A 24,878-nucleotide genomic window follows, 5' to 3' on the forward strand; every position below is an offset into this window, starting at 1 on the left:
ATATATTGGGAGGTGTCAGCAGGTGAGAGTTGATGGATTTTTTTCTTCAGGAGGATTTACACAAAATACCGGCGGAGATATATTGAGCAGGCTAAAACCGGGAGATACAGTCAGAGCGCAGGTGGTTGAAAATTCAGGCAGTGACCTTGCATTGAAGCTGGCAGACGGCTCTGTTATATCAGCTAGTGCCACGAATCCTCTTGATGCTGCCGATGGTGAATATGTTAATTTTGTATTCAAGGGCACCGTTGACGGTAAGCCTGTATTCGAGGTTGCAGGCAGAAATGTGCAGCCTCAGGCGGATACATCCTTTGAAAACATAAAAAACACATTGACTGGACTAAATTTACCGGTTACCGAACAGAATATTGAGCTTGCCCGGGCACTGATTAGGCAGAATGTCCCCGTTAATTCCGAAAGCATGTCAAAGATAATTAATTTAATGAGCAAAAATACTGAATTAAAGCCGGATTCCGCTGCTTTTTTAACCGGTGCAAATATGACAAATGATCAGAATAGCATAGATAAGCTTCAGAATCTTTTAGCCGGCAGACTTAAAATCAGCAATGACATAGGTGAACTGCTTAAGCTTATGGGCAGCGACGGCAAAAATGCGGCAGAATACGAAAAGCCTGCTGTAATTAACTATATTCTCGGCAGACTTGCTCATGAAATAGCTGCTAAAGGACAAAACCCAGCAACAAGTGGTGAGCCTGCAAACAATTCCGCTGCCGTACAGAACAGACAACAGAATATATCCTCAAATGCCGGGACAGTATTAGCTGCGGATTCCTTTTCCAAGTCATCTGAAAGGTCCTCTCCTTTAAATAATGCTGTCATATCAGGAGAAAATAATATGGCTGATGGCAGTCTCAGTGCTCCCAAGGCCAACAGCCCAGCTAGTACTGCGGCGGCAGCTGAAAAATTGGTAAGAGGCACCTATATTCAGAATAATACTGCCTCGGACACATCGGAGAATGATACGGTAAATGACAGTAAAAATAATTCCGGAGCAGTAAAAGCAGGTACAGACGGAGAAGGGGCAGCTGCCAGTCAGAAGGCTGCTGCTGTATATTCAGGTTTCAAGAACAAGGCTAATATGATTGAACAGCAAATCAGCAATTTGTTCAAGGGCGGGGAGCCTCTCGGAAAGGCAGATTTGCCTTTGCTGAAGTCAATCGGCTCACGGGTTGAATATATGATTAAAAGCGGTGAAATAACGGCAGATGAGCTTTCAGCGGCAAAGCAGATTGCCGGGGAAATAGATTCCGCAGTTTTTAAAATCATGAAGGGTGAGGAAGGCTCAAATCTGGCTCAATTGGGTAAAAGCAGCATAAAAGGCTTTGAAAATGCAATAGAAAGTCTTAAAAATTTATTTGTCAGAATAGACGGAAGCAGTGACGAGATAAATCCGGTCAAGCTGTATAAAAACATGGAGGATGCTATTCAGACACTTAAAGCAGGTTTGCAGCATATGCCGGTATCAATGCAGGAAGCTGCGCTGAAAATAATAAGCAATCTGGAAAGCAATATGAATTTTATCAATCAACTGAACAACTACAGCTCATATGTACAGATTCCGCTGAGCATATTTAATCAAAATACCACCGGCGAGCTTTATATGCTTAAAAGAGGTTCAAAATCCAAAAAGCTTGATGCCTCCCAGATGACAGTGCTGATATCATTAGATAGCACGAATATCGGAAGAATAGACACCCTGCTGAGTGTGGACAAAAAGAATATAAGTACAAACTTCAGACTTGAAAACAGTGAAGTGTTTGATGTGCTGAAGGAGAACCATAAGCAGCTTTATACAAGCTTGCTGGAAAAGGGCTACAGGCTTGTTGATTTCACATACAGACTTATGGATGAGCCATTGAATGTTGTAAATTTTGAGGAAGAGGCAAAAAAAGAATTTATAAAAAGTCCGAATAATATTGATGTATTGGTCTAAAGCAAGCAGCAGGCTTGCCGTTAAGAATAATTATTTTTGAATTTGAAGGGAAATTGAAGCTATGGCTCAAGACAAAAATAAAGCCAAAAAGGAAATTAAGCATGCCGCAGCCCTGCGTTATTCTCCGGAGACAGATGCGGCACCAAAGATTATTGCGGCCGGAAAGGGTATATTAGCTGAAAAAATAATAGAAAAGGCGCAGGGGAATGAAATCCCTGTATATAAGGACAGCAATCTGGCAAAAACTCTGTCAGCTCTCGGTATCGGAAATGAAATTCCGCCGGAGATATATGAGGTGGTTGCAGAAATATTAATATTTATAGGTAGTGTAGATAAAAGCTACGGAGAAAGATATGACAGATAATAATACCAGAAAAGTTGGGCATGAAGGTGAAAAAAAAGCTGTTGAATACCTTAAGGAAAATAATTACGAAATTTTAAAAACAAATTTCAGAGCCGGCAGAATAGGAGAAATAGATATAATTGCAAAGGAAGCCCAATGCATTTGCTTTATAGAGGTAAAAACGAGAAAATCCCTCCGTTTTGGTATGCCAAGAGAGGCAGTTACAGTTAGGAAACAGGAAAAAATAAAACTTATTGCTTCGGTATATCTGTCCAATACAGGTAATATGAATCAAAGCGTACGTTTTGATGTCATAGAAATAAATATGAAAAATAATAATAGTGTAAATGAAATAGAAAATATCAGCATAATTAAAAATGCTTTCTGATATAAATATATTATAATACGTAAACCGGAGGCCAGTTAAATGATAATAGTTGACGCACATTGCGACACAATTACAGCCATAATGGAAAAAGGTGAGGAGTTTTATAAGAATACGGGACATATTGATCTGGTCAGATTAAAAAAATATGACGGCTTTGTTCAGTTTTTTGCAGCCTTTATCTCGCCTGCTCATGCTAAAATGGGCGCGCTTCGCCGTGCTGCTGATATAATTGACAAATTGTACAGGGAAATTGAGGCTAATAAGGATGATATCTTGTTATGCGGTAATTACAACGAAGTTATTTCTGCTGCTGAAAGGGGAAAAGTAGCAGCCGTCCTTACTATTGAGGGCGGAGATGCATTGGAGGGAAGCCTCTCCGCATTGCGTATGCTGTATAAGCTTGGAGTAAGAGCCCTTACTCTGACATGGAATTACAGAAACCAGATAGCGGATGGTGTAGCTGATGCCTGTACAGGAGGAGGACTGACTCCCTTCGGTAAGGAGGTTATTGCTGAAATGAACGGGCTCGGTATGCTGGTGGATGTTTCTCATTTGTCGGAAGCAGGCTTTTGGGATGTACTTAACATAAGTACGGCACCTATTATTGCGTCCCATTCAAACGCCAAAAAAATATGTAATCACAGAAGAAATCTTACAGATGAACAGCTTCTGGCATTGAAGAAAAACGGCGGAGTCACAGGAATAAATCTATGCCCTGATTTTGTGTTAAGTGATGGCAAGGCATCTATTGAGCATGTTATAAAACACATCGAGCATATTATTTCATTGACAGGAGAAGACACGCTGGGGCTTGGTGCGGATTATGACGGAATCGACACTACTCCGGAAGGTCTGGAGGGGGTACAGTGTATTAACAGCCTGCTGAATGAATTACTTAAGCTTAACTATAGTGAGACTTTAGTCAGCAAGATAGCTGGGCAGAATTTTCTTAGAGTAATAAAAAATGTCCTGAAATAAGTTTTGGCTAAATTTTAACCCAGCTTTTATTTAAATCGGGGGCTAGATGATTAAAAAATCCAGAATCCTTGCGCTGGTACAGCTTTCCATTGTACTGAACGATATCCCCCTTTTTGTATTCTTTAAAGAGCTCTTTCAAAAAGCTCCAGTACGGATATTTGCTGATATCATAATATTTAGCGGTGACTGTCACTGTTACAGCGGGAAGAGTTTTTGTGTAAACGGCCATTGTATCTGACAAAGCAGAGGCAGCAATACAAATACAAACAGCAAACAAAATGAGCGCTTTTTTCATGTAAGGTACCTCCTTTGCCATATTTTTGGTGTATACTTATTTAACTCAAGGCTAAAATTCTAAAAGATAACGGCTGAAACATTGTAGTGTTGACTATATGCTCCAGCCGCTGTTATTATTCTTAATTTGCGGTTTTTATTACTTACGCAGGTTCTGAGTTCCTGTTATAGTAACGCTTATTGCTGTAGCATTACTGTTTTCGGCATTTGCTGTATCAACATTATCTCCGACAAATGAGTTTTTCCAGTCGGCTACAAGCTTAAGTCTTTGAGTGGTTCTTGTATTGGCTACAAATGCTTTTTCTACGGTAAATGTCATCTGACCGTTTTTAATTACAGTTGTACCAAGCTGCTTGTTTGATTCATCATATATGCTTACGTGAAGACCGTCAATTGCTTGCTTGCCTGCTTTCGGAGCTACATTCAGCTGAATTGTCATATCTGTATCAACCTCATTAACTGTTCCGTCATCTTTAAAGTTCACAACCTCAAAAGCCCATTCCGATTTCTCTGACGGAGCCAATTTTATGTCAGGAAAAACAGTTTGTTTAGTTCCGATATAAAAGGATTTGGCAGAAACATTTCCGGTAATTGGAGAAAGTGTTTTTGTATAAGTAGCAAAGGTTCCTGCTACTATTGAAGTAAGAATAGTCAGAATTAATGCGCTCATTATAATAGTTTTTTTCATTTTAACCCTCCGTATAGTGTAATTGGTTTACATAACATCCACAACACTTATTATTATAGTCAGAATTAATTGAAAGGTCAACAGGAATATACTTGAATTTATTAAATTTTCATACATATAGAATTGCTGTAGGATTTAAACGGCAGTAATTAACTCAGTCCGTTATTAATTATAAAGTTTATTACTTCTAATATTGGCTTATAATAAAAAAGCAGGATTACAGGTATTAACAGCAAAAGAAGTCTGCCTACGGTACTGTTTGCAAAAAGAATCAATAATCCGAGCCAACGGCTTCTTCCGGCATATTTTCCATAAATCTGGCTTTTACGTATGGTTTCCGAATAATTTTTCCCTTCACTATCAGATGGATAATTATCAATATCAACAACAGCCGTTTCATTTTGAATTGATTTAACCCTTCCGACATTTACTTCTTCCTTTGCTTTGTAGATTACGATATCGCCCTTTATGGGTTCCACGGCGATATTTGTACTGAAAAACGCCAGATCATTATACATAATCACAGGCTGCATTGTATCTGATTTAAATATATACGGGATAATATTAAAAATTGGTACTTCCTTTTTTGCTGTGGACACAGAAATAAATAAAACTAGAGCATTAAAAATGATGAATATTATTATAACTGCTGCCAGCAATGAATTTATTACCTTTGTTATAATTCTCAATCCTGCCGCAGCGTCGAATTCCTGTGTTATCAGCTTCTTATAATTGGTTTCCGGACCTGATGCAATTGATACATTGTCGGGGAAATCATAATCGAGTTCATAGAAAGAAAAGCTGTAATATTTTGCATTTCTTTTTCCTCTTATGAAAATTATAAAAATACAAACTATGGAGATAAAAAAAAGAATAGTGACATACACGGAAAACTCCGACAAGATATTTATGCTTTTAAAACGGCTTTTGTCGCCTATAACAGCATAATAGCCGGTGATATATTTCAGAATGGCAATCAGAATTGCAGAGGATGCCATAACATAGTTTGAAATTATACCTTTTTTAAAGTACAGAGAGGAGGTCATGGTTACAATAACAATAAAAAACAAATCTATTAAGCCAAGGATGAAAAGTGGAACGAGGTATTCAAATAAAAGAGCATATTTAAGGAAAGAGGTTAGAAAAAGTATAATCACATAGCCAAGCCCATATACGAAAAATATAGTAATCAGTCTTGTATAAAGCTTCGTAAAAATCATCCTTAGCGGGCTGAAGCCAAATTTTATAGGAATATACCATTTATTATTGCGTATTTCGTCAAAGGTAAGGAAATGATAATTTGTGGCTAAGTAAAAAATATAAAAAAAGTAAAATATATCAATATAGATAGAAATAGTACTGAAGGAACTGGGACTTATATACTTCGGAGCGGCATCCGACAATACACTTTGCTCCAGGGTTCTTAGAACAAAATGATCTGCAAATGACAGCAAGGCAAGAAACAGTGAGTATCCCATACGTTTTTTGACGCTGATGGAATGTTCAAAATATGATGCCTTAAGTTCTTTTTTAAAAATACTTTTATCATATATCATACTGCTTCATCAATCCTTGAATAGAGTTTTTTATGGTTTTATTGCTTTTCAAAACAAAGCCGGGCTCTATATTGAAATCCTTTAATGTCTGAAAAATCTTTGCCGCCGCCTGTTTAGTGTCTGCATTATCATTGTTATCTATTATCTGCAAAGTCTCCTCTTCTATACGGTATTCAAACTGCGGCAGTGCATATTTGAGAGATTGTACCATATAGCTAAAGTTATCTGCTCCCAGAAGGTAAATTACTCTGTCATATTTGTCCAGAAATTTACTGAGGGAGCCCTTATAAAGTATTCTTCCTTTATCTATATAGCATACATGACTGCTGATTAATTGAGCCATTTCATAGCATTGTGTACTGATTACCAATGTTTTTTCAAGATATGGAAGCCTTGATATAAGCTTGCCGAAGGAATTTATTTCTTGCTCATTATACATGAGCCTTGGGAAATTCATAATTATGAGAGCACTGTCACTTAATATCGCCGCAGCCAGAATTATTATGGATTTTTCCTGTGAGGTAAGCAGTGTAATGGGTGTAAGGCATATATATCCCAAGTCTGAAGCTAAAAGATAATTAAGGAGATATTCCTGTCTGGAAACAGAGTCTCTGCTTGAATAACCTCCGGTGATAAACATCAGGTACTCCAGAACATTCATGTTTCCAAAAGCCATATTTGTACTGCCTATATAGAATACATGAGGGAGTATGGTTCTTTTCCTTTTTGTAGTATCAAAGCCTGCAAGCATCAAGTTTCCTTTTTCATAACTCTTTGCATTGGCCATAATATCAAGCATAAGCTTCATTTCAAATACAGAGCTTCCCATTATGCTCCAAAGCTCACCCGGATTTGCAGCAAAGCTGATATCCTTTAGAACATGTTCATTTTGAGAGGCTGCGTCCTCCTTGCTTATATAATATTCGGAGGAATAAAGATTTTTCATGTAAATGGCAGGGGCTTGCATTTTATACACCTCGTTTTAAAGTAATTTCAATACAGTTTCATTACAAATATTGCTTTAACATTATCAGGGGACAAAAGCTCAATATCCGCAGTATTGTCCGGATTATCTCCCTTTGTTCTGTATTTGATACCATTATCATTAATAACTTCAATTATTCTATGAGTTACAACAGCTCCGTTCAAAGAAAAGGTAACGATATCTCCGGCCTTAAGTGCAGCCGCATCATCAGTTTTTTTTGACAGTATAATCGATCCAATCGGAAGAGTAGGTGACATACTCCCTGACTGCACAGTATAAAGCTGATAGCCGAAAATAGAAGGGGTGGCACCTGAATATCTGGTAAGCAGTACTGATACAAGGGTACTGGTGAGTAATAGAAAAACTGCCAAAAACATAAAAAGCTTTATAAATCTGATAATTTTAAGCTTTTTATTATGCATATTACTTTTTGCTTCCTCTATCTCAATTCTCATTAAAGCTATCTCTTCCTTTGTGGTGTATTTATCGTTGTTCATGCCAGCCTCCAAGCTTTATCTGCGTATAGAAACCCTACTCCTTTTTATATAAATTTCTCAAATTAGTATAACCAAAACAACTGCAGTTTAGTTATTGAATTCTTGCATAAAAAAGGATAAAAATAAAATTTTTATGTACCCCAAAATATTTTTTGAATATGTAGACCATAAAACTTGCATATGTTAATATTATGTATTAAAATAACATTGTTGTAGCATATGATCACGATTTTGGAGGAGAGTATTCATGATATATTATGAAACTTTATCAAAGGATGAACTTAAAAATGAAATAGAAGCTTTGGAAAACCGATATAATGCATTTAAGGGGCAAAAGCTCAAATTGGATATGACGAGAGGAAAGCCCTGCTCTGACCAGCTTGATATCTGTATGGATATGCTGGATATTCCCGCAAAGGATCTTCGCAGGTCGGCTGACGGTACCGATTGCCTAAATTACGGTGTGCTTGACGGATTGCCTGAGGCAAAAGCTCTTTTTGCCGAAATGCTGGAGGTAGATGCAAACGAGATAATTATAGGAGGTAATTCAAGCTTAAATCTTATGTATGATACTGTTGCGAGAGCTATGTCTCTAGGTATAACGGGAGAAATACCCTGGTCAAAGCAGGAAAAGGTTAAGTTTATATGTCCAAGCCCCGGATATGACAGACATTTTGCCATATGCGAGTTATTCGGAATAGAAATGATTACTGTTGACATGAGGCAAGACGGTCCTGATATGGACACTGTTGAAAAGCTTGTTGCCGGGGATGAGGCAATAAAGGGTATCTGGTGTGTGCCGAAATACAGTAATCCTGACGGAATTACATATTCTGATGAGGTTGTTGACAGATTTGCGGCATTAAGACCAAAGGCAAAGGATTTCAGAATTTTCTGGGATAATGCATATTGTGTTCATCATCTTTCGGATAAGCCGGATATGCTTAAAAATATTCTGACTGCGTGTAAGAAAGCAGGAAATGAAAATATGGTTTATATGTTTGCCTCTACTTCAAAGATAAGCTTCCCGGGTGCAGGTGTTGCTGTAATGGCATCGAGCACCGGCAATATAAGCAGCATAAAAAAGAGCCTTACAATACAGACAATAGGCCATGACAAAATAAATCAGCTGAGGCATGTTAAGTACTTCAGGAACCTTGAAGGAATAACCCTTCATATGAAAAAGCATGCAGGTATTTTGAAGCCCAAATTTGATATGGTATTAGAAATATTAGAAGAAGAGTTGGGCGGCAAGGGAATTGCCTCGTGGAATAAGCCTAACGGAGGCTACTTTATCAGCCTTAATACCTTGGATAATTGTGCAAAGGAAGTTGCAAAGCTGGCTCAGGAGGCGGGAGTTGCACTCACAAAAGCAGGAGCCACTTATCCGTATGGAAAGGATCCTCTTGACAAAAATATTAGAATTGCTCCGACAATGCCTCCTGTTGAGGAATTAAAGAAGGCAATTGAAATCTTTGCCATATGTATACAATTAGTCAGCGCTAAAAAAATCATGGAAATAGCTTGAATGAATTAAAAATAACGCTTATAATTTTAGTATATGGGATGTAAATTCTCATTGTTTTCTCAAATTTATTTTATAGTAATTTTGATTATGCCGCAGCGCCGCTTATATTGCTCTTTTAAAGTGAAATATAAGCGGTGCTGCGTTTTTGCGGCTGTAAATAAAAGCAATAACTGTAAATATATTGCTTGCAGACTGATTATACGAACGTTTTTAATATTTCTGATGCAATTATTCGGATTTTATTGTATAATATTTGATGTTGTATTTATAGGGATAGCAAGGCTTATTACAGTTGTTCCATAATATTGTTTTGATGGAGGATAAATTTTAAATGAAAAACGTTTATGAAAGTCCTTTGAATTCAAGATATGCAAGCAATGAAATGCAGTATGTCTTTTCACCGGACATGAAATTTACTACTTGGAGAAAACTCTGGATAGCTTTGGCAGAAGCTGAAAAGGAGCTGGGCTTAAATATTACCGAGGCTCAAATAGAGCAATTAAAAAGTAATGCGGAAAATATCAATTATGAGGTTGCGGAAAGATACGAAAAGCAATTCAGGCATGATGTTATGTCCCATGTACATGCATATGGGGAGCTTTGCCCTGATGCAAAGGGAATAATTCACCTTGGTGCCACCTCCTGCTATGTTGGAGATAATACCGATGTAATTATTATGACTGAGGGCTTAAGGCTTATCAAAAATAAGCTGCTGGTTCTTATTAAAAAGCTTTCTTCCTTTGCCTTGGAATACAGAGCAATGCCTACATTGGGGTATACTCATTATCAGCCTGCACAGTTAGTAACGGTGGGGAAAAGAGCCTGCTTATGGATTCAGGAATTATTGATGGATTTAGAGGATTTAGAGCATACAATTGCAAATATGAAGCTATTGGGTTCAAAAGGTACCACAGGAACTCAGGCAAGCTTTCTTAATCTGTTTGACGGAGATCATGAAAAGGTTAAAAAGCTTGAGCTGCTTATTGCAGAAAAAATGGGCTTCAAAAAGGTGTTTGCCGTATCAGGCCAGACATATTCGCGAAAGCTTGACAGCAGAGTGCTTGGTGTTTTAAGCGGCATTGCACAGAGTGCATATAAGTTTGGAAATGATATGAGACTTCTTCAAAGCATGAAGGAAATGGAAGAGCCCTTTGAAGAGAAGCAGATTGGATCTTCCGCAATGGCATACAAGCGGAATCCTATGAGATGCGAGAGAATTTGCTCTCTTGCAAGATATGTTATTGTAGATGCAATAAATCCTGCCATAACAGCTTCTACCCAGTGGTTTGAAAGAACCTTGGATGATTCCGCAAACAAGAGAATTTCCATACCTGAGGCTTTTCTGGCTACAGATGCAATTTTAAATATTTATATAAATGTTGCCGGCGGTCTGGTAGTATATCCGAAGGTAATTGCAAAGCATGTTATGGATGAGCTTCCTTTCATGGCTACGGAAAATATAATGATGGAAGCGGTAAAGCACGGAGGAGACAGACAGGAGCTCCATGAGCAGATTAGAAAGCACTCTATGGATGCAGGCAGGAAAGTAAAAGTTGACGGAGAGGCAAATGATTTAATTGAAAGAATTTCAAAGGATTCAATGTTCGGAATGTCTCTTGAAGAGCTCAATTCAGTTCTTGAGCCCAAGCGTTATATAGGAAGATGTGCTGAGCAGGTTGAGGAGTTTGTTCAGGATGAAGTAAATACAGTGCTTGCAAAGGCTGAGGTAGCCGATATTGAAATTGATTTGAAGGTTTAGGCTTGGTGAGGGAAGCTTTTTAAATATTGCTTTAAATAAAAGAAAGTAAATTTATATTGATAGTCAATACAATATTTTGATATAATAAAATACAAAGATAGGATGTCAATACATCATCCTATCTTTTTTAACTAAAGGTCAATTATGGTTTTCGCTTCCGATATTGAACAAATTATGCTTTTAGCTTGCTTAAAAGCATAGCCGGAGGCTGATATTGCCTGCTTTTCAGCCAATAGTAACTGATTTTTCAAGGGAGAAATTAAAATGATTAATAAATTCAGCAGTATTCCATTATATCTGCAATTAAAGGACTTGATTCTGGACAAAATCCGGAATAATGAGTATCCTCCATATACTCAGATACCTTCCGAGCAGGATTTGTGCGAATTGTATGCTATCAGCAGACCTACTGTCAGGCAGGCTATAAGTGAATTAACAAGCAGCGGTTATCTGTATAAGGAAAAAGGAAAAGGAACCTTTGTCTCAGGAAGGAAGAATATTATTGATATAAAAAATTTCAATGGCTTTACAGATTCAATTCTGGACTGCAAGTCGCCGGCGGAAAAAAACATGATTGAAATAACAGTTGTTGAAAGCTCATCGGTTGATATATTAAATAATATTTTTAGTTATAATACAAGCATGCCTGTAGCTGTAATCACTTATTTGTCATATATAAACAATAAGCCCGGGGAAGTATATTCCTTCAACAAATCATACATACCAATTAATTTGTTTCCTGATATTGTAATGCAGCTGAGGGATGGGAAATCGTCAATAGATATTTTAAGAGGAAAATATCCTTTAATACCAGAAAAGAGTAAAAGCATTCTAGAGGTGGTTTTTGCAGATAATATTGACTCACCTATACTGAGAATACAGCCCGGGCAGCCTTTGATAAAGGTTCAGAACAGCCTGTATTCAAAAAGCGGACAAGCTGTGGAATATGTTTGCTCAAAGTATAGATCGGATAATTGCAGACTGCTGTTTGAAGGAAGCAAGCAGGGATAAAAATTTTATAATTATTAAAAATATCTTGGAGGCTATAGATTCATGAGTCCATATCATATGAGAAGTGATAAAAAATATAGAAGAAGAAGGGCGCTGGTTGTTTTTTTGTCGGCTTTATGTATTATTGCCCTGTCAATGGCAGCCTATTTAATAATAAAAATGGATAAGGGTACCGGTGATTCAACAAAAAGCACAGCAGGACTGACAGGCGAGAATTCAGGGGCTGCGGCTTCCGATACATCATATACGACGGCTCAGGCCTCGGGCAGTACAACTACAGCACCAACAACAGGCGCAGAAGCAAATATTGTGGAGACAAAAGCTCATGGGGCTCTTCCAAGAGTTGGAACAGCAGCAAAAAGCGGCAGGATGGATGAGCTGGAAAAGCTGATAAGTGACTACACTTCAAAGCTTCCCGGGAAATACGGGGTGACCTTTATTGATTTGGCGACCGGAGAAACCGTAAATATTAATGATAAGACCGAATATATAGCAGCAAGTACATCAAAGCTGCCTATAAATGTGCTTTTATATAAAAAAATTGAAGCTGGAGAAATAAATCCTGAGGACAAGCTTGTATACAAGCAGGAGGATTTGGAATACGGAACCGGCAGCATCATAGGCACACCCTTTGGCACTGAATATTCTGTAAGGGAAACCTCGAAGCTGTCCATCCAAAAGAGTGACAACTGCGGCGTGAATATGCTTATCAGACTTCTGGACATTGAAAATGTCAGAAATTATATTGATGAGGTAGGAGGACAGGTTCACTACGGGAAAACACACCGTTCTTGTCCGTATGATATGGCTCAGATTGCACAAGACTTATATAAGCTTTATCTTAACAATGAGGAGGTATACGGAGAATTATTAAGCTATATGGAAACTACCGACTGGCATGACAGAATTGATGCAAAGCTTCCGAAGGAGGTAAAGGTAGCACATAAAATAGGCAATCAGACTACTACCAGAAATGATGTTGGTATAGTTTTTGCAACACATCCGTATGTTTTGTCTGTTATGAACGATAATGTAAATATAGATGCCGCAACCAAGGCTATTGCCGAGCTGTCAAAGAAAATTTACGATTTTGAAGAGGAATATGCGAAAGAAACGAAATAATCAGACATTATTATTTATTTTGGGTATTATTAGATAATAATTAAATCGTACTAAGGAGGATACAATTTTTTAATGGATGTTTTTTTACTCAATTTTACTCAAGATATAATTCAATGGAATCCTATTTTCACATATCTTTTTATTCTTTTGACAGGTGTTCTTCAATTGGTGTTTCCTCCGTTTCCTTCCGACGTTATTATTGTTTTCGAAGGCTATTTAACAACTATGGGAATGAATTATCACTTTTTGCCCGTATATCTTGTTTCAGTTGCAGGGAGTATTGCAGGTTCCTTTATTGTATACTTGTTTGGTTACAAAAAGGGAAGTGAAGTATTAAGGTATAGGGTCGTTCTTAAATATATCAATGAGAAACATATCAAAAGGTCTGAAAAGGTTTTTCACAAGTATGGCAAATATGGATTGATACTCAGTAAGTTTATTCCGGGAACAAGTTCAATTATGGTATTGTTTTCAGGTGTTTTTAAGGTGAAAAAAAGAATTTATTTTCCGTATATCATTTTTTCAATTTTCTTGCAGCAGATTCTTTATCTTTTGCTTGGCCGGGTAATAGGTCATAATATAGATCAGGTAAAACGCTTTTTTTCTTTGTTTAATTTAATAACAATAATTGCAGTAGCGGTTATAGCAATTATTATTTTTATCATTCATAAAATAAGGAAATCAAAAAAAGTGGATACAAGCTCTTAATAAATCAGCCGGCATTTTTATATACCTGCATAATCATACAAAACAATTCATTATTGTATAAAATATTCCACAAAACTTTGAATAAAACACTATTTTATGCTATTATAATTATAATATGTAATCGGTGTTCGGTATTTTGCGTAAAAAATATACTTTTTGGAATAGAGGAATGGCTTATGAATGAAAGAAGCAAAGTTCTACTTCCGGTTAATTATCCTCCCATTACTTCTTGGCAGTGGCATGCATCTTTATTTTCAATTTTGGCAAATGAAGAATATGCATTGAACTGGATCTACAGTAATTACATTCAACTCCGGTGTTATCCCGAAAAAGATGAAATTACCAATAACAGCATTTTTATGTTTGATTTTATACCCGGGGACAGTTCTCTAAAGGAATGTCCGTATTTATTGACTGAAATAATAACCATAGAGCAAATTTTATCCTATTCAACCGATTTTTTGACCTTTCTTTTAAAAACGTTGGACCTATCCTACTATATTTTTGGAATTTGCGACGAGACAAATATGTTAAACAGAGGACGCAGAATTTTGCATCAATTGTTTATTTATGGATATGATTTGGAAGCTCAGGTTTTTTACGTCGGAGATTTCACTTTTGCACGAAACTATTCATACACTGCAGTACCGTTTGACAAAGTAATTGAAGGCTTTATAAATGTTCAGCCGGGTGAGGATTTTGTTTTTAACCATAATTATAAAGAAATGCGCGGCTTATACCTTATCAAAAAAAATACTGACGAAAAATATTACAGCTTTGATGTTAATTTTGTAAAGAGAAGCTTTAATGAATATTTGTATGGGCTTAACACAAAAGAGCATTTTTTGCAAATGAGAAATATGATTGATACAAATAGCTTCGGTGTCAATACTTATGACTCTATTATCAAGCAGCTTGATTTGATAAAGGAAAAGAAAAATACCTGGTACGACTACCGTCCGTTTCACATTATGTATGACCACAAGGTGCTGATGTGGAACAGATTAAATTATATGATGAAAAATAAATACCTTACTTATGACAGGGAATTATTGGATAATTATGAACTGGTGAAAAGTGAGATTCTGAAGGCTAGAAATACCTTTATAAAAGCCAATGTAAAAAAAGATATTGGAATGCTGGATAAAATAAAGTCATATATTATTGATACCAGAAATATGGAAATTGAAATATTGTCAAAGGTCGAGAAGCAAATATAGTTTTTATCTGATATATTACAGGAAGAATGCAAAGTAAGCAACGGTATTAAAACAGCGCTTTCCTTTAAGGGGAAAACGCTGTTTTAATATTTGAATTCAATTTTTAGAAGATTATACTATATAAATTATCATATATGTTTAAAGCTTACCAGCCGAGAATCTCTGTCATTTTTGCAGCATATCTCTTACCTAAGGTAACCTGTGAGTCATGATTGAAGTGCAGTCCCCATGAATCTGCAGGATCACCGGATAAGCCGCTTGCAGAAATTACATAGCAATTTTTAATTACTGAAGGAAGCTTGTTTACCAGTGTGTTGTGCCCTGCGCAGCTGCCGCTGTAAAGAAGCTCACCGGCAAGAACAGGAATATCGCCGAGACCCAAGTCTTTTTTGATATCAGTAATTAATGTGTTTACCTTTGAAGGCCAATCAGCCTGACCGTTATTTGAACACCCCTGATGGAACAGGATTCCGTCTATTACACCGCCCTTTGCCTGAGCAAGCTTTCCGCGCTCAATAATCCAGTTATATTTTGAACCTCCGTTCTTCATAAAGGTTTCAATCTTCTCTCCGCTTATAGCACATGGTATCAGACCAATAGTATCCTGCTCGGGAAGCTCGTTTATAATTGTCTTGGAGAACCAGTCGCCGGGTCCTATTGCATTCTGCCATGATTCGTGCAGCGGCGGAACTGCTACTGCCCATTTGTTATCATAGTAACCCAAGGATAGAATACGTGGATTCTGAACCTTGTCAGATGCCTGAGCTGCAGGCCATCCAGCCATATTTGACTGACCGAGCAGCAGGAAGCAATGGAATACAGGCTCAACAGGCTGAGTTCCGGTATCAGCCGGGAATTTATCAAGGGAACCTAATAAAAATTTCTTAATAAGTCCTAAGTCAATTGCATTAATAGCCCCGTCACCGTCTACATCTGCAGCCTTGGTATTTGAAACATTTTTTGTTCCAAGTAAATGCATTTTAACTGCCGCAAAATCCAAGGAGTCTACAGCACCGCTGGAATCAGCATCTCCGTATAATGTAGCTGTAGCTGCGGTAACATCTCCCGTCTGTGCACTAAAACTAAAAATACCCATCATTAGTGTTAGCACTACCAATAAGCATATCCCCTTCTTCATGCAAAAACCTCCTATGAAATTATTTTTGTATTTGTTAAGAATTATAAATCTTAACAAAAATTTTCTATCTAATATAAATAATTCGTAAAAACAAAAATTTATGGACTGGTTTTAGGAATTATTTAGTTTTACCAATTTATCCAATAATATGATATGATATTTATAATTTTACTTTTGTGTTTATTTTACGATATGAGGTTATAATCAGGTTTTACAGAAAGAGGGGGAATTTGCATGAATAAATTTATAAAAAGGACATTAAGCTATTTGCTGGTTACGGCACTTGCCGTTTCAGCCTGCCTTTTTTCAAGCTCCGCCGGAGGCGCAAATGCTGCTGTAAACGTGAACGGCAGCATTATTAAAGGGGATGTAAATAATGACAAGGAAATAAACTCTATTGATCTGGCACAGCTTAAAATGCATCTTTTAGGGACTATTGCTCTGACAGGGGAAGCCTTGCAGGCTGCGGATTTTAATTCTGATAATTCCGTTGATTCCATAGACTTGGCCTTGTTAAAAAAATACCTTTTAAATCCTGCCGAGCATGAAACACAAAGTCTGCCTCTTTTAGTTAATTATAAATTTGATGAAACAGGCGGAACAATTGTAAAGGATTCTTCCGGTAAGGGGTATAACGGTATTCTCACAGGAGGGGCCGTCTGGTTATCTGACGGAAAAAATAACGGATGCGTAAGTTTAAACGGGACAAACGGCTATGTTACTATTCCTAACGGTGTATTGAAGGACGTTCATAATATTACCGTTACGGCAGATGTTTACATGAACTCCGCAGCTGCAAATACTTGGGTGTTCGGATTGGGACCTGACAGCGGCAGATATATTTTCCTTAATTCAAAAAACAGCTCCGGCTGTACGTATGGAGCGATTACAAGCAACGGAACTGCAGGTTCCGGATATCTTAGCGAAAAAGGAGTCAGAAAGCTTTCTTCACTTCCTGTAGGAACATGGACAAATGTAGCTTTGGTTATTTCACAGGAGACTCATTCCGAGCGCTTATATATTAACGGTGCTCTTGTACAGTCAAATAATGATATTACCGAAGATCCGGCGGATATGTACAATGCGGCAAAAGATTTTTCAGGATATATAGGTAAATCCTTGTACAGCTCGGATGGATATTTGAATGCCAAAATAGATAATTTCAAAATATACGGCAAGGCTCTTTCAACCTCAGAAATAGCAGGTGAAGCTATTCTGGTGCAGTATGATTTTGATGAGACAGGAGGAAGGGCAGTAAAAGATAAATCAGGAAACGGCTATGATGCCATTCTTTCGGAAAAGGGTGCTTCCTTCTCCTCCGGTACTGTTTTACTGGATGGCAGGGATGGGTATGTTGCAATACCCGGAGGTGTAATGAATGGTGTACACAATGTTACTTTTACCGCAGATATTTTTTTAAACACCTCCGGCACAAATGAATGGGTATACGGCATAGGCCCTGACAGCGGCAAATATATCATGCTTAACTCAAGAAACAGCTCGGGAAAAACTTACGGGGCAATAACTGATAAGGGAACAGCCGGAAGCGGTTATTCCGGCGAGCAGGGTGCAAATGCTCAATCAGCCTTGACAGCCGGTTCATGGAACAATGTTGCCTTGGTTATCTCGGGAGACAGCAATACTGAGCAGCTATATATAAATGGCAGCCTTGTTTCTGCAATAAGCGGTGTTACTTGTGATCCCAGCAGTATGTACAACCCCGGGGAGGTATTTTCCGGATATATCGGAAAATCACTGTATGAGGGTGACCCTTATTTAGATGCACAAATTGACAATTTCAGAATATACGGTTCTGCTTTAAATATTTATGATATCCGTAAAGCAGCGAAAAGCGGGAAAACCTCTGTTGCTTCGCAGAATACCCTGCAAAATGGTACGCTGTGGCTTGATATAAACGGTGAGCCAATCGATGCCGCAGGCGGATGCATTATTCAGGCGGAAGGCACATATTATTGGTATGGAAATTCCGGAGTATATGTAAACTGTTATTCTTCGAAGGATCTTGTAAACTGGAAATTTGAAAACGCAATTTTAGGCCCGGGGTCAATGGATTACAAGGGTGCTCAGGCAGCTGACCTGAAAGTGCCTTGTGTTGTGGAAAGGCCAAAGGTTATCTATAATACCTCTACAAAGAAATATGTATTGTGGTTTCACTATGACAGTCCGAACTATTCGGCGGGTAAGGTCGGAGTGGCTGTGTGCAGCAGTCCGGCGGGAGACTTTATTTATCAAGGCAGCTTCAACCCCGGCGGGCTTGACTCAAGAGATATGACAATCTTTCAGGACAGGGACGGTTCCGCATATCTTATTTCCGCAACAGTAACAAACGGAAGGTTATCTTTGTTTAAGCTGTCCTCCGATTATCTGAGCTGTACTCATATGTACAATATTTACGGCGGTGCCACCAGCGGCGGAACCTATGCAGGAAGAGAAGCACCGGCTATTGTAAATCATAATGGAACCTACTATCTGATTACCTCGGGATGTGCAGGCTGGTATCCAAATCAGGCACAATACTCAACCTGTGCAGTATCTCTCGCAAGCTCAGGGGCAGCCTCCTGGTCAGCTATGCAGCCTGTTGGAAATTCCTCCGCATTTTATTCTCAGTCAACATGGATACTTACACTTAACGGCACAAACGGAACAAACTATATGCTTATGAGTGACAGAAACAGAATACCAAATATCGGGGATCAGAACTTTTACTTTGTCTGGTTTCCCCTTACGATGAAAAACGGAGTGCCTGCATTTGATTTTGCAGCTACAATTAAGCCGGATACATCCGCCGGTACGATAGAAAATATATATTCCGGAACAAATTTGTCCGAAGGCAGGAGCAGCTATGCTTCCGGCTCAAAAGCATCCAATCCGGCAATGCTTGCCAATGACGGCAAGTATACCACAGAGTGGGTTGCAGACGGCGTGATATATCCGTCAACCTGGACTGTTGATTTAGGGAACAGCTATTCGCTGAACGAAATTCAGCTTTCATGGTATCTGTACAATGGTTCGGAAGCTCTTGAATACTATACAATATACACAAGCATGGACGGTTCACAGTTTACACCTGTCCTTGACAATTCCGATAACACAACTTATGGCTTTAATGTGGACTGCTTAGGAGGAGTAAAAGCAAGGTTCGTACAGATAAAAATTAATAAGTCCGTACCTCAGAATAATCCGAATAACAGCTGGTATACTCCCCGGCTATATGAAGTCAGGGTATTTGGAGAGTAGACAAGTTTATATTTCGTGGCGTTCATCACTCTCTTGGCTTTTTTCCTACTATTTGTGCTGCCGGCTGTTATTTGCTGAAGGGAGGCCAGCTTGAAAGAAAGGTGTACCTCTGCGGATGTTTTACATATTTGCAGTAATTCTGCTTGCAAATAACCTTAAAATATATTAAGATGAATGCATTAATAAAAGCCATTTATAAAACCGGGTGAGCGAAGTGAATAACAATGGAGTTAACAGTATTGAAGTAAAAAAAATAAACAGGCAGATTATTTATAAGTTTCTTTATAAGCATGAGCCTATTTCTATTCAGGAAATAGCACATACGCTTAATATGAGCCTGCCTACGGTTACACAGAATATAAAAGAATTGCATGAGCGAGGCTTGGTCATAAAAACCGGCTTGTTTAAATCTACCGGCGGCAGAAAGGCGAAGGCAATTTCATATAATAGTACGGCACGTTATGCCATTGGACTTGATGTGACGAGAAATCATATTGGCGCTGTACTTATTGATTTAAGCGGAAAGGTTATTAAAAATGAAAAGCAGCAGTTTCCCTTTGTAAATTCAAAAGAATATTTTAAGGGTGTGGGTGATTTTGTTCGTGATTTTATTAAAGATTATAAAATAATGAATGAAGACATTTTAGGAATAGGAATAGCCTTGCCTGCCATAATTTCTCCCGACAGAGAAACTGTCAGTTATGCGACGGTAATTGATTTCAAAGGAGGCAATGTTAATGCCTTTACGGAATATATGTCGTATCCCTGTATTTTCAGTAATGATGCCAATGCGGCAGGCTTTGCGGAAATGTGGGGAGAGGAGACCTCAGAAAATGTAGTTTATTTGTCATTAAATAATTCGGTGGGCGGCTCAATAATAATCGGAAAAAATATATATGAGGGATATAATAACAGAAGCGGAGAGTTTGGCCATATGACAATTGTACCCAATGGCAGAACCTGCTACTGCGGCAAAAAAGGCTGTGTTGATGCATATTGCTCTGCGAAAATTTTATCTGATACCACAAACGGGAATATAGCTGAATTTTTCAGGCTTCTTTCAACAGGCAGCGAACCTCAGAGAAGTGTCTGGGATGAATATGTTTCCCATTTGGTAATTGCTTTGAATAACCTTCGTATGCTTTTCGACTGCCGCGTTATACTGGGGGGATACGCCGGAGCTTATATGGATGAATATCTTGAGCAGTTAAGAGAAAGGGTTTCTGAATACAATACTTTTGAAGAGGACGGAAGTTATCTCAGTGTATGCAAATATAAGCTGGAGACAACGGCTGTCGGTGCGGCACTGATTTTAGTCGAAGATTTTATCAAGAATGTTTGATAATGGAATCAATGTAAATTAAATTCATTTAAAATTTTTATAGAATTATTCATATTGGATAGACTATATGTTAGCTAAAAGAGTTAATATATAGTCTTTTTCATGCTGTTTTCACGCGGTTTGGCTTTGAATCGCTCCTTAGCCGATAGTAATTGACTATTGTATAATTAACACTAAAAATGTAGAAATAAATCGAAAAAATATATTGACTTTTACTAAAATACAGATATAATATATCTTATTAAAACTGTTTTATAAAAGTCTTATATAAAAATATTAAATTAAGTTAACTGCAGAGGCTTAATTTAGAATTATTTATCCAAACTTATTTCAAGAAATATTACAGGAGAAGGAAATGGACAATAATATTAAACTCAGAGTTTCAAAAATTGAAAAATCCTTTCCGGGAGTAAAAGCACTTGATAAAATCGATTTTACTGTAGAAAAAGGAACTGTTCATGTATTGTGCGGAGAAAACGGGGCAGGTAAATCCACCTTAATGAAAATTATCAATGGTATTTATCAGCCTGATAGCGGACAGATATTCATTGACGAAAAGCCGGTTAAGATAAATAATCCTATTCAGGCGAGAAGCTTGGGAATTTCAATGATATTTCAAGAAATGAATTATGTTCCTGAGATGACAGTGGAGGAAAACATTTTTCTTGGAAATCTGCCGGTAAACAAATTTGGAAGTGTAGATTGGAAGGAAGTAAGGCGGAGTGCAAACGAACTGTTAAAAGCGGAAAATCTGCCCTATTCACCCGCTACATTGCTTAAAGACTTAACAGTATCAGATATTCAGATGCTTGAGATAATTAAAGCAATATCTTATAAGTCGGATATCATAATTATGGATGAACCCACTTCGGCAATAACGCTCAAGGAAGTTGAAAAGCTGTTTGCAAAGATCAGAGAGCTGAAAGCAAGAGGAGTCAGTATAATATATATTTCTCATAAGCTGGATGAGATATTCCAGATAGCTGATGAAATAACTGTATTTCGAGATGGAACGGTTGTTGAAAGCCATCCCAGGGAAGAGCTGGATATTGAAACGGTAATTGCTTTGATGGTCGGCCGTAAGCTCACCAACACCTATCCAAAGGAAGAGGTTCAGGTGGGTGAAAATTTATTGCAGGCAGAAAATTTAAATAGCAAAGCTGCATTCAATAATGTAAGCTTTCATGTAAAAAAAGGTGAAATAATAGGCTTTGCCGGATTAATGGGAGCAGGAAGAACCGAGGTTATGAGAGCTTTGTTCGGACTGGACCCTATAGCCTCCGGCTCTGTAAAAATCAAAGAAAAAGAAGTTAACATCAGAAATGTAAGAGAAGCCATAAACAATGGACTTGTAATGCTTTCCGAAGACAGAAGGCGATATGGAATTATACCTGTAAGATCTGTCAAGGAAAATACCACTCTTTCATTTTTACAGAAGGTATTTTACAGGCTAAGCTATCATTCAAAGGTGGAGCATAATATTGTTACGGATATGTTTACAAAAATGAAAGTAAAAACTCCCACTCTTGATACATCGATACAGTCATTAAGCGGCGGTAATCAGCAAAAGGTAGTGCTGGCAAAATGGATGATACGAAATCCTGATATTTTAATTTTGGATGAACCGACGCGCGGAATTGACGTAGGAGCAAAATTTGAGATATACAAGCTTATGACTAATCTTGTTAAGGAAGGTAAGGCGGTAATAATGGTATCCTCTGAACTTCCTGAGTTAATTGGTATGTGTGACAGGATTTATGTAATGTCAAAGGGCACTATAACCGGTGAAATCGAAAGAAAAGACTTTTCTCAGGAGCTCATAATGAAATATGCTACTGGAACATTAATATCTAACGAGGTGAAATAACATGGATTTGAGAAAAAATAACTTTTTGGGCACGGCAACAAAAAAATATAGCATTTTCATGATACTATTTGTACTTTTTATAATTTGTTCGTTTGCAAACCCAAACTTTCTGACGGCAAATAATTTAACTAATATTTCAAGGCAGCTGGCAGTTACAACAATTCTGGCCTTCGGACAAACAATGCTTATTATCAGCGGAATGCTTGACCTTTCACAAGGCTCGGTGCTTGCTTTATCCGGAGTATTTGCGGTATCGGTATATAAATCAACGGGCTCTTTAATATTATCAATTTTAGCGGGAATAATAACAGGTGTTGTCTGTAATTTTATAAATGCAATTATGGTAAGCTCACTGAAAACTCCTCCGTTTATAGCTACCTTGGCAATGCTGGCAATGGCAAGAGGTGTTGCGCTGCTGTTTACAAAAGGACAGAATATACTTCAGCTGGGTGATTTTATAGTATTTGGTCAAGGGTCTTTAGGAGTAATTCCTATTCCGATTATTTTCCTGGCAGTAATAGCCGTCATCACCTGGTATATATTGAAGCACACCCGTTTCGGACGCTCTCTGTACGCAGTAGGCGGAAATGAAGAGGCATCGGTTGCTTCCGGTATAAATGTTTCAAATGTTAAATATAAAGCATTCATTATAAATGGTATATTTGTTGGAATTGCAGGAGTATTGTTTATGTCCCGTGTTAATGCAGGACTTCCCAACGGTGCGGTAGGCTTTGAAATGACTGCGTTGACGGCTGCAATTATCGGAGGTACAAGCTTCTCGGGAGGTATCGGAACTGCAATGGGAACCTTGGCAGGAGCATTTATAGTAGGCTTTTTGGATAACATAATGACTCTGACAAATGTTGATTCATATATGCAGCAAATAGTCAGAGGAGCAATAATTGCACTGGCAGTTATATATGATATCCAATCAAAGAACCGCAGAACCAAAAATGCATTGGGCAGAATTGAGGACAAGGAAAGCAAAATTAAAAAAGCCTGAATTAATAAATAGCAGTGTCGTTATTAAACAGAATGCCTGTTTATAATATAAAAAAGAAAAGGATGGTCAAATTATGAAGAAGAGACTTATTGGTGGAATTTCAATGTTAATGTCAGTTGTTTTACTTGGCGCATGCGGTACCACAGGAACAAATCCCTCCGACACGTCATCTGCTGCCAAGACTTCCGCTGCCAACGGTGAGAAGCAATACAAGGTTGCATATGTCGCCCGTGCGCAATCAGATTCTTTTGCGGCATGGCTGGCAAATGCGGTAAAGGAAGAGGCGGAAAAATATCCGAATATTAAGCTTGATGTATTTGACGGAGAAGCAAATGATGAAAAAGAGAACTCAATGATTGAAAATGCTATTACCAATAAATACGATCTCGTTATTGTACAGCCAAACAATGGTGAGGCCCAAAAACCATATGTTGAGAAGGTAGTTAAAGCAGGTATATTTGCTATCACAACAAATGCCAGAATTTCAGGCATTGAGGGTGCGTCTTCAGTGGATGCAAACCCCTATGAGCAGGCAGCTGTGAATGCACGTGCGGCTATAGAGCAAATTCCTCAGAATGCAAAGGTTGTTGTTCTTGACGGGCCTTCAGGCAATTTCCATGCTGATGAAAGACGTAAAAGCTGGAAGGCTGAGTTCTTTGATAAACGTACAGATGTTAAAATAGTAGGAGAGCAGATTGCCAACTGGAACAAGGATGAAGCCATGAGATATATGGAGGACTGGGTTCAGGCAAATGATAAAATTGATGCTGTTATTTCAATGAATGATAATATGGCGGCAGGTGCAATCGAAGTAATTAAGGATAATCCGAAATACAAGGATTTGCTTGTATACGGTGTAGACGGAACCGCAGAGGCTTGTCTTTTAATTCAGGAAGGCAAAATGACCTCCACCTGTATGCAGAGCGCCTATGACCTTGCCACAAAGCTGCTGGATACAAGCAACAAGCTTTTGACGGGAGCTGAAAAGCAGATTGATACAGATATCGGCAATCCTCTTGTTACAAAGGATAATGTTCAGGAATATATAGATATGCACAAAAAATCAGGTGCAATTAAATAATACAATTATAAATTGATTTCTGAAAAGGGTTAGCAATAAATAGCATAGCTGTGGTGTGTGTTCGGTAAAGATGCGTGGATTCATAAAGTCAATTGCTATCGGCTAGGGAACCGATAATATCGGAGGATAGTAATTGACTCACGCATCTTTACCGAAGC

At 37.9% G+C, this 24,878-nt stretch carries 21 protein-coding genes; 15 read left to right on the forward strand and 6 right to left on the reverse strand.

The features are described from left to right. The first annotated feature begins 22 nt into the window (after positions 1-22). The 4 genes from fliK to LY28_RS12285 all read left to right on the forward strand — a co-directional run bounded on the left by fliK (position 23) and on the right by LY28_RS12285 (position 3,663). Entirely contained in the window at positions 23-1,954 is a 1,932-nt protein-coding gene (gene fliK, locus LY28_RS12270; protein ID WP_110462485.1) for a flagellar hook-length control protein FliK, read from the forward strand. 61 nt (positions 1,955-2,015) lie between these two features. Further along, entirely contained in the window at positions 2,016-2,318 is a 303-nt protein-coding gene (locus LY28_RS12275) for an EscU/YscU/HrcU family type III secretion system export apparatus switch protein (protein ID WP_110462486.1), read from the forward strand. Continuing rightward, positions 2,308-2,685: a YraN family protein gene (locus LY28_RS12280; protein ID WP_110462487.1), complete on the forward strand. Its 378-nt coding sequence runs from the start codon at positions 2,308-2,310 to the stop codon at positions 2,683-2,685. The genes LY28_RS12275 and LY28_RS12280 overlap by 11 nt, the downstream gene beginning before the upstream one ends. A 39-nt stretch (positions 2,686-2,724) precedes the next feature. Continuing rightward, positions 2,725-3,663: a dipeptidase gene (locus tag LY28_RS12285; protein ID WP_110462488.1), complete on the forward strand. Its 939-nt coding sequence runs from the start codon at positions 2,725-2,727 to the stop codon at positions 3,661-3,663. A gap of 7 nt (positions 3,664-3,670) precedes the next feature. Here LY28_RS12285 and LY28_RS12290 read toward each other — a convergent pair whose 3' ends face one another. The 5 genes from LY28_RS12290 to LY28_RS12310 form a co-directional block, all read right to left on the reverse strand. Beyond that, positions 3,671-3,958: a hypothetical protein gene (locus LY28_RS12290; RefSeq protein ID WP_165835559.1), complete on the reverse strand. Its 288-nt coding sequence runs from the start codon at positions 3,956-3,958 to the stop codon at positions 3,671-3,673. 138 nt (positions 3,959-4,096) lie between these two features. Continuing rightward, positions 4,097-4,645 carry a hypothetical protein gene (locus LY28_RS12295; RefSeq protein ID WP_110462490.1) on the reverse strand — a complete coding sequence of 183 codons (549 nt, stop codon included), beginning with the start codon at positions 4,643-4,645 and terminating at the stop codon, positions 4,097-4,099. A gap of 149 nt (positions 4,646-4,794) precedes the next feature. Continuing rightward, a complete protein-coding gene (locus LY28_RS12300; protein WP_110462491.1) occupies positions 4,795-6,201 on the reverse strand; it encodes a S26 family signal peptidase in 1,407 nt (468 codons plus the stop codon). Then, positions 6,191-7,168, reverse strand: a complete 978-nt coding sequence (locus LY28_RS12305; RefSeq protein WP_110462492.1) for a P-loop NTPase family protein — start codon at positions 7,166-7,168, stop codon at positions 6,191-6,193. Before LY28_RS12305 ends, LY28_RS12300 begins: the two co-directional genes overlap by 11 nt. A 26-nt stretch (positions 7,169-7,194) precedes the next feature. Continuing rightward, a complete protein-coding gene (locus LY28_RS12310; RefSeq protein ID WP_110462493.1) occupies positions 7,195-7,683 on the reverse strand; it encodes a signal peptidase I in 489 nt (162 codons plus the stop codon). 247 nt (positions 7,684-7,930) lie between these two features. On the opposite strand from LY28_RS12310, the gene LY28_RS12315 reads away from it, so the two are divergent. The 6 genes from LY28_RS12315 (at position 7,931) to LY28_RS12345 (ending at position 15,031) form a co-directional block, all read left to right on the forward strand. Further along, on the forward strand, positions 7,931-9,211 hold the full coding sequence (locus LY28_RS12315) for an aspartate aminotransferase type Ic (RefSeq protein ID WP_110462494.1): 1,281 nt from the start codon (positions 7,931-7,933) through the stop codon (positions 9,209-9,211). 331 nt (positions 9,212-9,542) lie between these two features. After that, the gene (gene purB / locus LY28_RS12325; RefSeq protein WP_110462496.1) at positions 9,543-10,970 is read left to right on the forward strand and encodes an adenylosuccinate lyase; all 1,428 of its coding nucleotides are present in this window, start codon (positions 9,543-9,545) and stop codon (positions 10,968-10,970) included. Positions 10,971-11,234: 264 nt separating this feature from the next. Continuing rightward, complete coding sequence (locus LY28_RS12330) at positions 11,235-11,981, forward strand: GntR family transcriptional regulator (RefSeq protein ID WP_110462497.1); 747 nt, start codon at positions 11,235-11,237, stop codon at positions 11,979-11,981. Between the two features lie 42 nt (positions 11,982-12,023). Further along, positions 12,024-13,103, forward strand: coding sequence for a serine hydrolase (locus LY28_RS12335; RefSeq protein ID WP_110462498.1), 1,080 nt, complete (start codon positions 12,024-12,026; stop codon positions 13,101-13,103). A gap of 72 nt (positions 13,104-13,175) precedes the next feature. Beyond that, complete coding sequence (locus tag LY28_RS12340; protein WP_110462499.1) at positions 13,176-13,811, forward strand: DedA family protein; 636 nt, start codon at positions 13,176-13,178, stop codon at positions 13,809-13,811. Between the two features lie 176 nt (positions 13,812-13,987). Then, positions 13,988-15,031, forward strand: coding sequence for a hypothetical protein (locus LY28_RS12345; RefSeq protein WP_110462500.1), 1,044 nt, complete (start codon positions 13,988-13,990; stop codon positions 15,029-15,031). Positions 15,032-15,176: 145 nt separating this feature from the next. Here the strand turns inward: LY28_RS12345 and LY28_RS12350 are convergent, their stop codons facing one another. Continuing rightward, entirely contained in the window at positions 15,177-16,169 is a 993-nt protein-coding gene (locus tag LY28_RS12350) for a sialate O-acetylesterase (protein WP_110462501.1), read from the reverse strand. Positions 16,170-16,403: 234 nt separating this feature from the next. Here LY28_RS12350 and LY28_RS12355 point away from each other — a divergent pair, with 234 nt between their 5' ends. The 5 genes from LY28_RS12355 (at position 16,404) to LY28_RS12375 (ending at position 24,720) form a co-directional block, all read left to right on the forward strand. Further along, on the forward strand, positions 16,404-19,427 hold the full coding sequence (locus LY28_RS12355; RefSeq protein WP_110462502.1) for a LamG-like jellyroll fold domain-containing protein: 3,024 nt from the start codon (positions 16,404-16,406) through the stop codon (positions 19,425-19,427). A 214-nt stretch (positions 19,428-19,641) separates the two neighbouring features. After that, positions 19,642-20,769, forward strand: a complete 1,128-nt coding sequence (locus tag LY28_RS12360; RefSeq protein WP_242981260.1) for an ROK family transcriptional regulator — start codon at positions 19,642-19,644, stop codon at positions 20,767-20,769. Between the two features lie 355 nt (positions 20,770-21,124). Further along, positions 21,125-22,636 (forward strand): sugar ABC transporter ATP-binding protein, encoded by a 1,512-nt coding sequence (locus LY28_RS12365; protein WP_110462503.1) that lies wholly within the window; start codon positions 21,125-21,127, stop codon positions 22,634-22,636. A 1-nt stretch (position 22,637) separates the two neighbouring features. Next, positions 22,638-23,639, forward strand: a complete 1,002-nt coding sequence (locus tag LY28_RS12370) for an ABC transporter permease (protein WP_110462504.1) — start codon at positions 22,638-22,640, stop codon at positions 23,637-23,639. 73 nt (positions 23,640-23,712) lie between these two features. Next, positions 23,713-24,720, forward strand: a complete 1,008-nt coding sequence (locus tag LY28_RS12375) for a sugar ABC transporter substrate-binding protein (protein WP_110462505.1) — start codon at positions 23,713-23,715, stop codon at positions 24,718-24,720. Positions 24,721-24,878: the final 158 nt, after the last annotated feature.

Source organism: Ruminiclostridium sufflavum DSM 19573 (assembly GCF_003208175.1).
GTDB lineage: Bacteria > Bacillota > Clostridia > Acetivibrionales > DSM-1351 > Ruminiclostridium > Ruminiclostridium sufflavum.

Excerpts from the sequence above, each read along its gene's own strand:
- LY28_RS12275 (WP_110462486.1), top strand. The coding sequence starts at position 2,016 with ATGGCTCAAGACAAAAATAAAGCCAAAAAGGAAATTAAGCATGCCGCA.
- LY28_RS12280 (WP_110462487.1), top strand. The coding sequence starts at position 2,308 with ATGACAGATAATAATACCAGAAAAGTTGGGCATGAAGGTGAAAAAAAA.
- LY28_RS12285 (WP_110462488.1), top strand. The coding sequence starts at position 2,725 with ATGATAATAGTTGACGCACATTGCGACACAATTACAGCCATAATGGAA.
- LY28_RS12290 (WP_165835559.1), bottom strand. The coding sequence starts at position 3,958 with ATGAAAAAAGCGCTCATTTTGTTTGCTGTTTGTATTTGTATTGCTGCC.
- LY28_RS12295 (WP_110462490.1), bottom strand. The coding sequence starts at position 4,645 with ATGAAAAAAACTATTATAATGAGCGCATTAATTCTGACTATTCTTACT.
- LY28_RS12300 (WP_110462491.1), bottom strand. The coding sequence starts at position 6,201 with ATGATATATGATAAAAGTATTTTTAAAAAAGAACTTAAGGCATCATAT.
- LY28_RS12305 (WP_110462492.1), bottom strand. The coding sequence starts at position 7,168 with ATGCAAGCCCCTGCCATTTACATGAAAAATCTTTATTCCTCCGAATAT.
- LY28_RS12310 (WP_110462493.1), bottom strand. The coding sequence starts at position 7,683 with ATGAACAACGATAAATACACCACAAAGGAAGAGATAGCTTTAATGAGA.
- LY28_RS12315 (WP_110462494.1), top strand. The coding sequence starts at position 7,931 with ATGATATATTATGAAACTTTATCAAAGGATGAACTTAAAAATGAAATA.
- purB (WP_110462496.1), top strand. The coding sequence starts at position 9,543 with ATGAAAAACGTTTATGAAAGTCCTTTGAATTCAAGATATGCAAGCAAT.
- LY28_RS12330 (WP_110462497.1), top strand. The coding sequence starts at position 11,235 with ATGATTAATAAATTCAGCAGTATTCCATTATATCTGCAATTAAAGGAC.
- LY28_RS12335 (WP_110462498.1), top strand. The coding sequence starts at position 12,024 with ATGAGTCCATATCATATGAGAAGTGATAAAAAATATAGAAGAAGAAGG.
- LY28_RS12340 (WP_110462499.1), top strand. The coding sequence starts at position 13,176 with ATGGATGTTTTTTTACTCAATTTTACTCAAGATATAATTCAATGGAAT.
- LY28_RS12345 (WP_110462500.1), top strand. The coding sequence starts at position 13,988 with ATGAATGAAAGAAGCAAAGTTCTACTTCCGGTTAATTATCCTCCCATT.
- LY28_RS12350 (WP_110462501.1), bottom strand. The coding sequence starts at position 16,169 with ATGAAGAAGGGGATATGCTTATTGGTAGTGCTAACACTAATGATGGGT.
- LY28_RS12355 (WP_110462502.1), top strand. The coding sequence starts at position 16,404 with ATGAATAAATTTATAAAAAGGACATTAAGCTATTTGCTGGTTACGGCA.
- LY28_RS12365 (WP_110462503.1), top strand. The coding sequence starts at position 21,125 with ATGGACAATAATATTAAACTCAGAGTTTCAAAAATTGAAAAATCCTTT.
- LY28_RS12370 (WP_110462504.1), top strand. The coding sequence starts at position 22,638 with ATGGATTTGAGAAAAAATAACTTTTTGGGCACGGCAACAAAAAAATAT.
- LY28_RS12375 (WP_110462505.1), top strand. The coding sequence starts at position 23,713 with ATGAAGAAGAGACTTATTGGTGGAATTTCAATGTTAATGTCAGTTGTT.